General features: G+C 67.6%; 9 protein-coding genes. 2 read left to right on the plus strand and 7 right to left on the minus strand.

Features of this window, described 5'->3' with window-relative positions; genetic code table 11:
- Nucleotides 1–23 precede the first annotated feature (23 nt).
- Together greA and carB are read right to left on the minus strand one after the other, a co-directional pair.
- On the minus strand, nt 24–497 hold the full coding sequence (gene greA, locus QO015_RS20050; protein WP_266283856.1) for a transcription elongation factor GreA: 474 nt from the start codon (nt 495–497) through the stop codon (nt 24–26).
- A 271-nt stretch (nt 498–768) separates the two neighbouring features.
- Nucleotides 769–4101, minus strand: a complete 3333-nt coding sequence (gene carB / locus QO015_RS20055; protein WP_266283857.1) for a carbamoyl-phosphate synthase large subunit — start codon at nt 4099–4101, stop codon at nt 769–771.
- Between the two features lie 226 nt (nt 4102–4327).
- Here carB and ypfJ point away from each other — a divergent pair, with 226 nt between their 5' ends.
- Nucleotides 4328–5251 carry a KPN_02809 family neutral zinc metallopeptidase gene (ypfJ, locus tag QO015_RS20060; protein ID WP_266283858.1) on the plus strand — a complete coding sequence of 308 codons (924 nt, stop codon included), beginning with the start codon at nt 4328–4330 and terminating at the stop codon, nt 5249–5251.
- Between the two features lie 26 nt (nt 5252–5277).
- On the opposite strand, the gene QO015_RS20065 is transcribed toward ypfJ, so the two are convergent.
- Nucleotides 5278–6204 carry an alpha/beta fold hydrolase gene (locus QO015_RS20065; protein WP_266283859.1) on the minus strand — a complete coding sequence of 309 codons (927 nt, stop codon included), beginning with the start codon at nt 6202–6204 and terminating at the stop codon, nt 5278–5280.
- A gap of 242 nt (nt 6205–6446) precedes the next feature.
- Here QO015_RS20065 and QO015_RS20070 point away from each other — a divergent pair, with 242 nt between their 5' ends.
- Nucleotides 6447–8675 (plus strand): DUF6600 domain-containing protein, encoded by a 2229-nt coding sequence (locus tag QO015_RS20070; protein WP_307291026.1) that lies wholly within the window; start codon nt 6447–6449, stop codon nt 8673–8675.
- A 64-nt stretch (nt 8676–8739) separates the two neighbouring features.
- Here the strand turns inward: QO015_RS20070 and QO015_RS20075 are convergent, their stop codons facing one another.
- From QO015_RS20075 to dnaG, 4 genes are all read right to left on the minus strand, one after another.
- Complete coding sequence (locus QO015_RS20075) at nt 8740–9036, minus strand: HlyU family transcriptional regulator (RefSeq protein WP_266283883.1); 297 nt, start codon at nt 9034–9036, stop codon at nt 8740–8742.
- A gap of 67 nt (nt 9037–9103) precedes the next feature.
- The gene (locus QO015_RS20080) at nt 9104–9301 is read right to left on the minus strand and encodes a hypothetical protein (protein WP_266283884.1); all 198 of its coding nucleotides are present in this window, start codon (nt 9299–9301) and stop codon (nt 9104–9106) included.
- A gap of 70 nt (nt 9302–9371) precedes the next feature.
- Nucleotides 9372–11348, minus strand: coding sequence for an RNA polymerase sigma factor RpoD (gene rpoD / locus QO015_RS20085; protein ID WP_266283885.1), 1977 nt, complete (start codon nt 11346–11348; stop codon nt 9372–9374).
- A 169-nt stretch (nt 11349–11517) separates the two neighbouring features.
- On the minus strand, nt 11518–13458 hold the full coding sequence (gene dnaG / locus QO015_RS20090; protein WP_266283886.1) for a DNA primase: 1941 nt from the start codon (nt 13456–13458) through the stop codon (nt 11518–11520).
- Nucleotides 13459–13517: the final 59 nt, after the last annotated feature.

The raw sequence follows: 13517 nt of genomic DNA on the forward strand, positions 1-13517 counted from the left end.
GCCGAGGCGGAGCGGGCCTCCGCCTAGCGGAAGCCGACGTCGAGGATCTCGTACGACCGATCGCCGCCCGGCGCGACGAAGGCGACGGTGTCGCCGACCTGCTTGCCGATCAGCGCGCGGGCGATCGGCGAGGAGATCGAGATGCGGCCGAGGCGCACATCGGCCTCGAGATCGCCGACGATCTGGTAGGTCTTCTCTTCCTCGGTGTCCTCGTCCACGAGCTTCACCGTTGCGCCGAACTTCACCGTCTTGCCGGAGAGCTTCGAGACATCGATGATTTCGGCGCGCGAGAGCTTGTCCTCGAGTTCCGCAATGCGGCCCTCGTTCAGGCTCTGCGCCTCCTTGGCGGCGTGATATTCCGCATTCTCGGAAAGATCGCCATGGGCGCGCGCCTCCGAGATCGCCGCGATGATGCGCGGGCGCTCCTCAGAGGTCAGGCGCTTCAGCTCGACTTCGAGCGCCGCATGGCCCCTGGCCGTCATGGGAACCTTTTCCATGGTGTTCCAAGCCTTTTCTTCGTCTTGGCTCCCGCGGTCATACCGCGAGCGCACAATAATGCACGGCACCGGCCAAGAAGGGCCGGTCCCCTGGCTCTGACATCGACTGCAACATGGGGGGCGTGAACGCCGCTAGAAACGGCAGACGCTCCCTCCCCGGGCGCCTCGTCGGCTGGCCCGGAACAGGGAGTGTTGTCCACGTTCGCCCGGAGTGCAAGACCCGCCGGCGCAAAGAGCGCCGGCGGCGTACCCCCTCGCAGCCCGATGTCGGTCAGGCCGCGCTGAAATAGGATTGCAGCGGCCGGACTTCCAGCACGCCGGTCGCATAGGCCTCGACGCCCTGTGCCGCCGCCACGGCGCCTGCCAGCGTCGTGTAGTAGGGAACCTTGTGCTGCAGCGCGGCCCTGCGCATCGCGCGGCTGTCGCCGAGCGCGCGGGCGCCTTCGGTCGTGTTGAAGACGAGCTGCACGTCGCCGTTCTTGATCGCGTCGACGATATGCGGCCGGCCTTCCAGCACCTTGTTGATCTTGGCGCAGGCGATGCCGTTCTCGGCGAGGAAGCGCTGCGTGCCCGACGTGGCGATGATGCGGAAGCCGAGCGCTTCGAGGCGGCGCATCGATTCGACGATGCCCTCCTTGTCGCTGTCGCGCATTGAAACGAACACCGTGCCCGAGACGGGGAGGGCGCTGCCGGCGCCGAGCTGGCTCTTGGCGAAGGCAACCTCATACGCGCGGTCGAGGCCCATGACCTCGCCCGTCGAGCGCATCTCCGGCCCGAGCAGGGTGTCGACGCCGGGGAAGCGCGCGAAGGGGAACACAGCTTCCTTGACGGCGATGTGGTCGTGCTTCTTCGCAACGAGGCCGAAGCTCGCGAGGCTTTCGCCGGCCATGATCCGCGAGGCGATCTTCGCAACGGGAAGGCCGATCGTCTTCGCCACGAAGGGCACCGTGCGCGAGGCGCGCGGGTTCACTTCGAGCACGTAGATCTCACCGTCCTTGATCGCGTACTGGACGTTCATCAGGCCGCCGACCTTCAGGGCCAGGGCCAGCTTCTTCGTCTGCGCTTCGAGTTCGGCAAGAGTTGCCTCGTCGAGCGAATGCGGCGGCAGCGAGCAGGCCGAGTCGCCCGAATGGATGCCGGCCTCCTCGATATGCTCCATGATGCCGGCGACGAAGACGTCCTTGCCGTCCGAGAGCGCATCGACGTCGATCTCGATGGCGTCGGAGAGGTAGCGGTCGAAGAGCAGCGGGTTCTTGCCGAGCAGCGTGTTGATCTGGCCGGTCTTGTCGTTCGGATAGCGCGCCTTGACGTCGGCCGGCACCAGCTCGGGCAGCGTGCCGAGCAGGTAGTCGCTGAGCGCCTCGTCCTGGCGGATCACCTGCATCGCCCGACCGCCGAGCACATAGGAGGGGCGCACGACCAGCGGATAGCCGAGATCGGCGACCACGAGCCGCGCCTGCTCGACCGAATAGGCGATGCCGTTCTTCGGCTGGCGGATGGCGAGCTTCACCAGGAGCTTCTGGAAGCGGTCGCGATCCTCCGCGAGGTCGATCGCATCCGGCGAGGTACCGAGGATCGGAACCCCGGCGGCTTCGAGCGCGCCGGCGAGCTTCAGCGGCGTCTGGCCGCCGAACTGGACGATGACGCCATGCAGCGTACCGTTCGAGGTCTCGGTGCGGATGATCTCCAGCACGTCCTCGGCGGTCAGTGGCTCGAAATAGAGGCGGTCCGAGGTGTCGTAGTCGGTCGACACGGTCTCGGGGTTGCAGTTGACCATGATTGCTTCAAAGCCGGCATCGCGCAGCGCGAAGGCGGCATGGCAGCAACAATAGTCGAACTCGATGCCCTGGCCGATCCGGTTGGGACCGCCGCCGAGGATGATCACCTTCTTCCTGTCCGTCGGCTCGGCCTCGTCGGCCGCCGGTCCGACGAAGGGCGATTCGTAGGTCGAATACATGTAGGGCGTCGGCGAGGCGAACTCGGCCGCGCAGGTGTCGATGCGCTTGTAGACCGGATGGACGCCGAGCCTGCCGCGCAGCGCCGAAACATCGGCCTCGTTCTTGCCGACGAGCGCCGCGAGGCGCTGGTCCGAGAAGCCCATTGCCTTCAGCCGGCGCAGGCTGCCCGCGGTCGGCGGCAGGCCATGCGTGCGAACCTTCTCTTCCATCGCGATGATCTGGCTGATCTCGCGCAGGAACCAGCGGTCGATGCGGCAGCTCTCGTGGATCTCCTCGACGGAGACGCCGAGCCGCATCGCCTGAGCCACCTTGAGCAGGCGGTCGGGCGTCGGCGTGCCAAGCGCAGCGCGGATGGCGTTCTTGTCGTCGCCCTGCCCGAGGCCGGGGATCTCGATCTCGTCGAGGCCGGAAAGACCCGTCTCGAGGCCGCGCAGCGCCTTCTGCAGCGATTCCTGGAAGGTGCGGCCGATGGCCATCACCTCGCCGACCGACTTCATGGCGGTGGTCAGCACGGGCGAGGCGCCGGGGAACTTCTCGAACGCGAAGCGCGGGATCTTGGTGACGACGTAGTCGATCGTCGGCTCGAAGGAAGCCGGGGTCGCGCCGCCGGTGATGTCGTTCTCGAGCTCGTCCAGCGTGTAGCCGACCGCGAGCTTCGCCGCGACCTTGGCGATCGGGAAGCCGGTCGCCTTCGAGGCGAGCGCCGAGGAGCGCGACACGCGCGGGTTCATCTCGATGACGATCAGCCGGCCATCGGCCGGATTGACCGCGAACTGGACGTTGGAGCCGCCGGTCTCGACGCCGATCTCGCGCAGCACCGCCAGCGAGGCGTCGCGCATGATCTGGTATTCCTTGTCGGTCAGCGTCAGCGCCGGGGCGACGGTGATCGAATCGCCGGTATGTACGCCCATCGGATCGATGTTCTCGATGGAGCAGACGATGATGCAGTTGTCCGCCTTGTCGCGGACGACCTCCATCTCGAACTCCTTCCAGCCGAGCACCGATTCCTCGATCAGCACCTCGTTGGTCGGCGAGGCGTCGACGCCGCGCTCGACGATCTCGATGAACTCCTCGCGGGTATAGGCGATGCCGCCGCCGGTGCCGCCGAGCGTGAAGGAGGGGCGGATGATGGCCGGCAGGCCGATATCGTCGAGCGCGGGCAGGGCCTCGGTGAGCGAATGGGCGAGGCGCGAGCGCGGCGTCTCCAGCCCGATCTTCTTCATCGCGTCGCGGAAGAGCTCGCGATCCTCGGCCTTGTCGATCGCCTCGGCCGTGGCGCCGATCATCTCGACGCCGAACTTCTCGAGCACGCCCATTTTCTTCAGTGACAGCGCGGTGTTCAGCGCCGTCTGTCCACCCATGGTCGGGAGGAGAACCAGCTTGTCGTCCGGCCGCTCGGTCCGCTCCTTCTCGATGATCTTCGCCACGATCTCGGGCGTGATCGGCTCGATATAGGTCGCGTGCGCCAGATCCGGATCCGTCATGATCGTCGCCGGATTCGAATTGACGAGAACGATCCGATAGCCCTCGTCCTTCAGCGCCTTGCAGGCCTGGGTTCCGGAATAGTCGAACTCGCAGGCCTGGCCGATGATGATCGGGCCGGCACCGATGATGAGGATCGACTGGATATCTGTGCGTTTCGGCATGTCGTCTCGCGCGTGGCAGCGTGCCGCGCGCGAGGGCGCGCAGGCTGGCGGCAGGCTTCGTTGAAGGCTGGAGCGGCCTTATAGGGGAAAAGGGGAGGAGGGGGAACCCCCGGAACCTTGCCGGTCCCCCGGTGTTGCAGCGGCATGGCGCGCGGCGCTAGCTTCGCCGTGCGACAGTGTCACTGCGGTTCTCGTGTCGAGGCCGCGACCGGGGGGAGGACGCTCGATGCGGCTCGATAACCAGCGCGAAAGCAGCAATGTCGAGGATCGCCGTTCCAGCGGCGGCGGATTTGGTGGTGGCGGTTTCCGCCGCGCCGGCATGGGCGGTGGCGGCATCCCGCTGCGCGGCGGCTCGCTCGTCACCATCGCCGTCCTGATCGGCATCGGCTGGCTGGTGTTCGGAATCAATCCGCTGCACATGCTGTCGATCCTGACCGGCGGCGGTGGCTACACCGACAGCCAGAGCTACCAGCCGTCGCAGCCGTCCGGCGGCACCGCCGCGAGCGGCCAGAACGATCCCGGGCGCCAGTTCGTCGCGAAGGTACTCGGCTCGACGGAGGATGTCTGGTCCGAGATTTTTGCCTCGGCCAACAAATCGTATCAGCCGGCGCCGCTCGTCCTCTTCCGCGGCACCACGGTTTCGGCCTGCGGTCAGGCCAGTTCGGCGTCGGGTCCGTTCTATTGCCCGAACGACGGTAAGGTCTATATCGACCTCGCCTTCTATGACGAGCTGCGCAGCCGCTTCGGGGCGCCCGGCGATTTCGCGCAGGCCTACGTGATCGCCCATGAGGTCGGGCACCATGTTCAGGACCTTATCGGCGTGCTTCCGGAGTTCAACCGCCAGCGCCAGACCGCTTCGCGCGCCGAAGCGAACGAGATGTCGGTGCGCGTCGAGCTTCAGGCGGACTGCTTTGCCGGCATCTGGGCCAACAAGACCGACCAGAAGGGCATGCTGGAAGCGGGCGACATCGACGAGGCGCTCAACGCCGCGACACAGATCGGCGACGACACGATCCAGAAGCGCACGCAGGGCCACGTCGTGCCGGACAGCTTCACCCACGGCACCTCCGCGCAGCGCAGTGCTTGGTTCAAGCGCGGCTACGAATCGGGCCGGATGGAGGCCTGTGACACCTTTTCGGGATCGATCTAGTCGGCTGTGGGTCGATCCGGCGGTGGTCAGTAGCCGTTCGCGGCGAGCATCCAGTTGATGACCTGCCGCCAGTCCGTCATGCGGATCGGGGTACCGTGGCTCCCGGTCTGGAAGAGCACGAATTTCGAGGGATAGCCGGGGGCGGCGCCGCGGATCCTCTCGAAGAAGCTGGCCTGATCCTGCCAGGCGAAGACGTTGTCGGCGCTGCCATGGCCGAAATAGAGCGGAATGGGCCGGCCACCTGTCATCGCGGCGGTGGACAGGAAGCCGTCATCGGGCATCGAGCCGAGCAGCAGCATGCCCGAGATCACAGAGGCAGCCTGCGGATCGTCGGCCAGCTGCCAGCAGAGCTTGCCACCATAGGAGCCGCAGGCGAGGAAAATCGGCGCACCCGGCGAGCGGCCGGCGAAATCGAGCATCAGGGATTTCACGTCGGCCGCGCCCCTGGCGCCGAAATCGCTGAAGTCCGGCGAGAGATAGATGCCGCCGGCGTTCACGACCATGTTCTTGATGCGGTTGAAATTGCCGCCGAAGCTCCAGTCGTCGGCGCCGAGGAAGCGGGTGCCGTTCTGCCCGTGCAGGAAGATGACGATCATCGTCGCCTCCCGCTTGAGGTTCCCGACGCCGACGAAGCGCAGCTTGCGGCCGTTGCCGCCCGAATAGTCGTAGTGGGCCTGCTGCCAGTTGACGCCCGTCGAGACGTATTTCCACTGCACCTTCTTCTCGGGCACCGTGTCGCGCTGGTGGATGTCGCGTTGCTTGTCGTAGTCGACGACGACGAAGTCGCCACCTTCCCGCGTCTCGATGATGCCGGGAAAGGCGAAGAGGCTGTCCTTCTGCGGCGGCAGGCGGAGCGCCGCGGCCTCGCCCGCCGAAAACAGAAGCGCGGCGGCGACGGCCAGCGCAGTCAGGCGCGCGCCGCGGCGCTTGGTCTCTTTCGTGGCGGCCATCATGGCGGCAAATCCCCGAGGGTGGCGTCGGCGCGGAGGATCGCATCACCGATGCCGATCGCCAACCCCGCCCGCTCGTTCAGACGCGGTTCAGGGCTGCCGACCCATGAAGGAAGCGTATTGCCCCGCCGGCGCCGCGCCGATGTCGCGAGCTTGCCGTCTTCGGCGCTTCAGATGCCGGCGATTCACGGGAGCGAATCGGCCACGCGCGACTTGTGGCGTGTGGTGGAAAGGAAATGGTGCGGATGAACATCTGGGCATTGACCGGAGCGGCCGTGATCGGCGGCGTGGTGGTGGCGAGCGCGGGCGTGATGACCGGCGTGATCGAGCTTCCCTATTCGGTGCAGATCACGCCGAAGCAGCAGGCCGCCGTCCAGCTGCCGCCGGGCGAGGAGCCCGCCGAGGCAGAGCCGCCGGCGGCCGCGGAGCCTGAGCCCGAAGCCCCGCAGCCTGTCGCCGCGGCGCCAGCGCCCGTCGCCCCGGCGCCGCAGCCCGTCGCGGTCGCGCCGCCGCCGAAGCCGCGCCCGAAGCCGGTGATCGCGCGGCCGCAGCCGACGGCGCCGCAGCCCATTCCCGTCGTCAGCCAGCCTTCGCAGAACAACCCGGCCGGCGATATCGACTATTTCTTCGACGCGCTCGCGCCCTATGGCCAGTGGGTCGCCGATCCGTCCTACGGCTATGTCTTCGTGCCCTATCGGCGCGGCGCCGGCTGGCGTCCCTATCAGGAAGGGCAGTGGATCTGGACCGACGACTATGGCTGGTACTGGCAGTCCAACGAGCCGTTCGGCTGGGCGACCTACCACTACGGCCGCTGGGACTATAATCCCGACTATGGCTGGTTCTGGGTTCCCGGCGATGTCTGGTCGCCGGCCTGGGTGACGTTCCGCACCGGTGGTGGCGTGATCGGCTGGGCCCCGGTCGCGCCGGATCGGCCGGGCTATGCCTATGGCATGCCGCGCCGCTACCAGCCGCCGGTCGCCGAAAGCTGGGTGTTCGTCGACGAGCGCAGCTTCGCCGGTCAGCCGGTGGGGCGCCGCGCCGCGCCGATCGGCCAGATCGACGATTATCTCGGCCGCGCCGGCGATGCGAGCCGCCCGCGCTACGCGGATGGCCGCTTCTACAACGCCCCGATCGGCCGTCCCGCCGGACCGCCCCGCGAGATCATCTATGTCGACCGCCAGGACGACATCTTCGAGGACGATCGCGGCGGCCGGATCGGCGTGTTCCGGCCGCGGATCGAGGATGGTCGTTTTGATCGCAGGCCCGACCGCTATGTCGAGGATGTGCCGCGCGAGGATCGCAGCCTGATCCGGCAATATGTGCCGCAGAGCGGATCGCCCATGGACGGTCTTTCGGCGGCGCTTCTCTCGGTGCTGGCCCCCAACGAGCGCCAGGACCTCGTCAACGCGCGCCAGCAGCAGGACGGCAACGCGCTGCAGACGAAGATCCGGCAGCTCGAGGCCGAGAAGGCGGCGATGGTCGAGCAGCAGCGCCAGGCCGCGGCCAGCCGTCAGGCCGAGATCGACGCCGCCGTGAAGAAGGCCGAAGCCGAGCGGCAGGCCGAGCAGGACCGTATACGCAAGGAGCGCGAGGCGAAGGCCCCGGCGGTTCTCGAGAAAGTCGGTAACCCGCCGCCAGCCGCTCCGCCGGCCCAGCCTCAGCAGCCCCCGCAGCAGCCGCCTGCGCCCGGCGGGGAGCCTCCGGCGAAGCCTCGTCCGGAGAAGCCCCGACCGGCCGACGGCGCCGTGCAGCAACCGCAGCCTGCCGCGCCCGGCCAGCCGGCGCCGCCCAAGGACGCGCCTAACAAGGAAGCGCCGCCCGAGGATACACCCAAGCCGCAGCCGCCGGCAGAACCGGCGCCGCCTGCTGTGGAGCCTGCGCCCCCTGCTGCCGCGACGCCCCCGCCGGCCGAACCCGCACCGGCGCCGGCCGCGGAGCCGGTGAAGCCTAAGCCGCCGAAGAAGGAGCCCACGCCGGAACCGCCGGCGGAGCCTGGACCTCCGGCTGTCGAGCCAGCGCCGCCGGCCGAGCCCGCGCCGGCACCGGCCGAGGAGCCCGCAAAGCCGAAGCCGCCGAAGAAGGAGCCCAAGGCGGAGCAGCCGGCGGAGCCTGCACCTCCGGCTGTCGAGCCGGCGCCCCCGGCTGAGCCCGCGCCGACGCCCACCGAGGAGCCGGCTCAGCCGAAACCACCGAAGAATGAGCCCAAGGCGGAGCAGCCGGCCGAGCCCGCGCCTCCGGCAGCCGAACCGGCCCCCGCGGCCGAGCCGGAACCGCCGGCGGAGCCTGCGCCGCCCGCCGCCGAGCCGGCCAGACCGGAGCCGCCAAAGGCCGATCAACCTGCCGAGCCTGCACCGCCGCCCGCGTCGGAGCCGGCGCGCGAACCGGAAGCGAAGCCGGAGCCGCCTCCGGCCGAGCCTCCGCCCTGCCCGGAAGGCATGCAGCTGGACTCGCAGGGCATTTGCGCCGCGCCCTGAACGGCACTCCATGAACGACAAAGGGCGGCCGAGAGGCCGCCCTTCTTGCTTGGTCGCTGAAGCGTCAGCGCTGCTCGGCGTAAATGCGGTCGCCCTGCTCGTCGATGATCTGCTGACCCTTGATGACGATCAGCGAGACCGCGTCCTCACGGCTCGAATGCTTGTCGACGCGGACGAAGCGGTAGCTCTTCAGGACGCCGCCGATCTCCTTCTCGATCGTGCCGGCGGTCTGGAACTGCGCGCCCTGCTTCATCGGCGTCGGGCGGATGAGATGTCCCTTGTACTCGACCGCCTCGCTGTCGGCGCCCTTGTCGCCGCCATCCGACGAGCCTCCGAAAAGCTTCTTCAGGAACGAGACCATTCAGCACCTCTTTGGGGAGTATCGTTGTGGGGTGTCGGGCTGTCTGCCTGCGGCGCCGACGCGCCGGCTAATCCTCGATGCGCAGATCGGCGAGCCGAAGCGCGAATTCGCTCTGCGCGAAATGCACCGGAACGAGCTCTCCGCCGATCAGGTCGATCCTCTCGCCGTCGCGGATCAGCCCCACCTCGCCCATGCGCTCGTCATCCTTCACCGTGAAGGTGCGGCGGGGCAGGTCGTCCGTTCCGGCAAGGGCACGCATGTTCATGAGGGCAATATAATGCGAAAGGGCCGCCCTCGCGAGCGGCCCTTGGATCTCTTGCCAGCGGTTCTGCCGATCAGTTGTCCAGGAAGCTCCTGAGCTTCCGCGAGCGGCTCGGATGCTTGAGCTTGCGGAGCGCCTTGGCCTCGATCTGGCGGATGCGTTCGCGCGTCACCGAGAACTGCTGGCCGACCTCTTCCAGCGTGTGGTCGGTGTTCATGCCGATGCCGAAGCGCATGCGCAGCACGCGCTCCTCGCGCGGCGTCAGCGAGGCGAGGACGCGGGTCGTCGTCTCGCGCAGGTTCGACTGGATCGCCGCGTCGATCGGCAGGATCGCGTTCTTGTCCTCGATGAAATCGCCGAGATGGCTGTCCTCCTCGTCGCCGATCGGCGTCTCGAGGCTGATCGGCTCCTTGGCGATCTTGAGAACTTTGCGCACCTTTTCCAGCGGCATGGCCAGCTTCTCGGCCAGCTCTTCCGGCGTCGGCTCGCGGCCGATCTCGTGCAGCATCTGGCGCGAGGTGCGGACGATCTTGTTGATCGTCTCGATCATGTGCACCGGAATGCGGATCGTGCGGGCCTGGTCGGCGATCGAGCGCGTGATCGCCTGGCGAATCCACCAGGTGGCATAGGTCGAGAACTTGTAACCGCGGCGGTACTCGAACTTGTCGACCGCCTTCATCAGGCCGATATTGCCTTCCTGAATGAGATCAAGGAATTGCAGGCCGCGGTTGGTATATTTCTTCGCGATGGAGATCACGAGGCGAAGGTTGGCCTCGACCATTTCCTTCTTGGCCTGCCGGGCTTCCTTCTCGCCCTTCTGCACCATGTGGACGATGCGGCGATACTCGATCGGCTCGAGACCGGTCTCGGTCGCCAGCTGCTGTATCTCGCCGCGCAGCTCGCGGATGCGATCCTTGCCGCTCGCGACGAAATCCTTCCAGCCGCGGCCGCCGAGATTGGCGATGCGGCGCAGCCAGTTCGGGTCGAGTTCCGAGCCCTGATACTCGCGCAGGAACTCCTCGCGGCTGACGCGATAGCTCTCGGCGAGGCGCAGCAGCTTGCCCTCGGCGGTGATGAGCCGCTTGTTGATCTCGTAGAGCTGCTCGACCAGCGCATCGATGCGGTTCTGGTTGAGGGAGAGCGACTTGACCTCGAGGATCAGCTCTTCCTTGAGCTTCTTGTAGCGGCGCTCCTGGCTCGGCGAGAGCGTCTCGTTCTTGAGGCGGCCTTCGACGAGCTGGTCCTGCAGGCGGCGCAGCTTCTTGTAGTTCTCGGCGACATTCTCGAAGGTCTCGACGACCTTCGGCTTCAGCTCCGCCTCCATGGCGGCGAGCGACATATTGTTCTCGAGGTCGTCCTCGTCGTCGCCTTCTCCCTCGGTCGGAATCGGCGGCTCGGCTTCCTCGCTCTCCTCGGTGAACTCGCCACCGGGCCCGGCGATCGGCGCGTTCTTCGCGTCGGGGCCGGCATAGGTGGCCTCGAGGTCGATGATGTCGCGCAGGAGAATCTTGCCCTCGGCCAGCTCCTCCTTCCAGATGATGATCGCCTGGAAGGTGAGGGGGCTCTCGCAGAGGCCCGCGATCATCGTCTCGCGGCCGGCCTCGATGCGCTTGGCGATCGCGATCTCGCCCTCGCGGGAGAGCAGCTCGACCGAGCCCATCTCGCGCAGATACATGCGCACCGGATCATCGGTGCGGTCGGTCGGCTCGCGCGCGGTCGTGGTCTTGGCGACGGCGGTACCGGTGGACTCGGCGAGCTCGCCCGCTTCCTCCTCGGCGTCGCCGGACTCGTCGGCCTCCTCGACCTCGTCGGCCTCGATCACATTGATGCCCATTTCCGACAGCATCGAGAGGATATCCTCGATCTGTTCGGAGCCGACCTGCTCGGATGGCAGGACGGAATTGAGCTCGTCATAGGTGACGAAGCCGCGCTTCTTGGCGACCTTGATCATCCGCTTGACGGCGGCATCGGAGAGGTCCAGAAGCGGACCGTCCTGGGGCTCGGACGTCGCCTCCTGGGCCTCTTCGTTTTCCTGTACCTTCGTCGCCATGCTCTTCTCCGTCCTGGCGGGCGGGGCGCCAGATGCTGCATCCGTCGCGCCCGCGGGCCGTCCATCGATTGCAGCGGCCGCGGACGAAACTGCCCGAGCCGCGAATCACTTCGTCAGAAATAGGTGCCGTGTCTTAAGTGACGCCTAACCATGCCGGTTCCCGACACCTTTACATGGTGCCCAGACGGCGTCCGGACGAGGTTCCGAAGCCTTCGATCAGGGCTTCGATGCCCTCGCTGTTCGCGATCTGGTTCTTGATGTCGACGAGATGGGCGTGGTTCGCCTCGCTGGGTTCCGAAGCGAGGGCCGCCTCGGCATCCTTGAGTTCCTTATGTAAAGTGCGCGCCCTGTGATGCAAGGCGAGAGCCTGGCGCCATCCCTCGAGCGCGTCCTGCTCGGACGCGCCGGCTCCGGCCTGCCAGATGCCGCCTTCTCTCAAGTGACGATCCAAACGTTCCACCAGTTCGCGAAAGCCCGCGCCGTCCAGCCGCTCGTTGAGCCCGTCCGGGGCGATATGCGGATCTTCGGCCGCAATCTCTAGGATTTGCGAGCGAAGAGAGTCAAGTTCGCGATTCGTCAACTCGACATGCGCGAAGGCGTCGAAGTGCTCGGCGAGCAGCGCGGGATGGCGCAGCACCGTCAGGACGATGACCGTCTCGCGGAGCCCCGCCACCGAGCGGCTGCGGATCTGCGAAAGGGCCGGGGAGACCTGCGTCGTCTGCATCCGGTATGTCGGGACATAGCGCGGATCGGCCGGGCCTTCCGGCTTGCCGCGCCGCGCGATCGCCCGCGGCCGCTGGCCCATGGCCCGGGGCGCCGCGCGCTCGCCGCCGAAATACTCGCGCGCTCGCGACGACAGCGCCTGCTCGTAGTGGCGGCGGACGCTCTCGTCGCCGACCATGCGCGCGATGTCCTTCAGCCGCGCCTCGAAGGCCGCGCGCCGCTCCGGCGTGTCGAGCGGCCCCTGATCGATCTCGCGTTGCCAGATCATGTCGACGAGCGGCATCGGCTTCGCCAGGATCTCGGCCATGGCCGCGCGGCCCTGCTGTCGGATGAGGTCGTCCGGGTCCTGGCCCTCGGGGAGCAGCGCGAAACGCACCGAGCGTCCGGGCTTCAGCGCGGGCAGGGCGAGGTCGACGGCGCGGAACGCCGCGCGAAGGCCCGCCTTGTCGCCGTCGAAGCAGAGGATCGGCTCCGGCGTCAGCCGCCAGAGGATGTCCAGCTGGCGTTCGGTGAGCGCGGTGCCGAGCGGCGCCACCGTATGGCCGAAGCCGGCGACCGCCATGGAGATGACGTCGACATAGCCTTCGACGACGACCAGCGTGCCGGCCGCATTGACCGATTTGCGCGCCTCGAAGCCATTGTAGAGCAGGTCGCCCTTCTTGAAGAGGACGGTCTCCGGCGAGTTCAGATACTTCGCCTGCGCGTCGGCGGAGAGCGCGCGGCCGCCGAAGGCGACGATGCGGCCGCGGAAATCGGTGATCGGGAACATCACGCGGTCGCGGAAGCGGTCGAATGAGACTGGGATGTCGTCGCCCGTCACGAGCAGCCCCGTCGCGATCATGTCGTCATGGCTGACGCCCTTGGCGGCAAGATGTTCCTTGAGCGCGTTGCGACTGGAGCGGGCGTAGCCGAGGCGGAAGCGCCGCTGCACGTCCGGTCCGAGGTCGCGGCCCGCCAGATAGCCGCGCGCATGGGCGCCCTCGCGCGCCTGCAACCCGTCCTCGAAGAAGCGGCAGGCGAGTTCCATCACCTCGTGCAGCGAGGCGCGCTGGCGCTCGACCGCCTCGGTGCGCTCGTCGCGGGCGGGCATGGCGAGCCCGGCCTCCCCCGCCAGCCGCTCGACGGCTTCGGGAAAGGAGAGGCCCTCATGCTCGGTCAGGAAGGTGAAATGGTCGCCCGAGACGCCGCAGCCGAAGCAGTGGTAGCGGCCCTTGCGGTCGTCGGCGTGGAAGGACGGCGACTTCTCGCCATGGAAGGGGCAGCAGGCCCAGTAGTCGCCCTTGGCCGGCTGCGACTTCTTGCGGTCCCATGTCACGCGCGGCCCGACGACGCTCGACAGCGGCAGGCGCGCGCGGATCTCGTCGAGGAAGGAGGGGGTGAAGCGCATCGCAATCCCGGGCAGTCGCCGTCCGCCAATCTTCCATCATGTAGTGTTCCGCGGGGCCG

The sequence above is a fragment of the Kaistia geumhonensis genome (assembly GCF_030815145.1).
GTDB lineage: Bacteria > Pseudomonadota > Alphaproteobacteria > Rhizobiales > Kaistiaceae > Kaistia > Kaistia geumhonensis.

What these genes read in the sequence shown, in the direction of transcription:
- QO015_RS20075 (WP_266283883.1), bottom strand. Translation starts at nt 9,036, where the DNA reads ATGGTCTCGTTCCTGAAGAAGCTTTTCGGAGGCTCGTCGGATGGCGGC.
- QO015_RS20065 (WP_266283859.1), bottom strand. Translation starts at nt 6,204, where the DNA reads ATGATGGCCGCCACGAAAGAGACCAAGCGCCGCGGCGCGCGCCTGACT.
- dnaG (WP_266283886.1), bottom strand. Translation starts at nt 13,458, where the DNA reads ATGCGCTTCACCCCCTCCTTCCTCGACGAGATCCGCGCGCGCCTGCCG.
- QO015_RS20070 (WP_307291026.1), top strand. Translation starts at nt 6,447, where the DNA reads ATGAACATCTGGGCATTGACCGGAGCGGCCGTGATCGGCGGCGTGGTG.
- QO015_RS20080 (WP_266283884.1), bottom strand. Translation starts at nt 9,301, where the DNA reads ATGAACATGCGTGCCCTTGCCGGAACGGACGACCTGCCCCGCCGCACC.
- ypfJ (WP_266283858.1), top strand. Translation starts at nt 4,328, where the DNA reads ATGCGGCTCGATAACCAGCGCGAAAGCAGCAATGTCGAGGATCGCCGT.
- greA (WP_266283856.1), bottom strand. Translation starts at nt 497, where the DNA reads ATGGAAAAGGTTCCCATGACGGCCAGGGGCCATGCGGCGCTCGAAGTC.
- rpoD (WP_266283885.1), bottom strand. Translation starts at nt 11,348, where the DNA reads ATGGCGACGAAGGTACAGGAAAACGAAGAGGCCCAGGAGGCGACGTCC.
- carB (WP_266283857.1), bottom strand. Translation starts at nt 4,101, where the DNA reads ATGCCGAAACGCACAGATATCCAGTCGATCCTCATCATCGGTGCCGGC.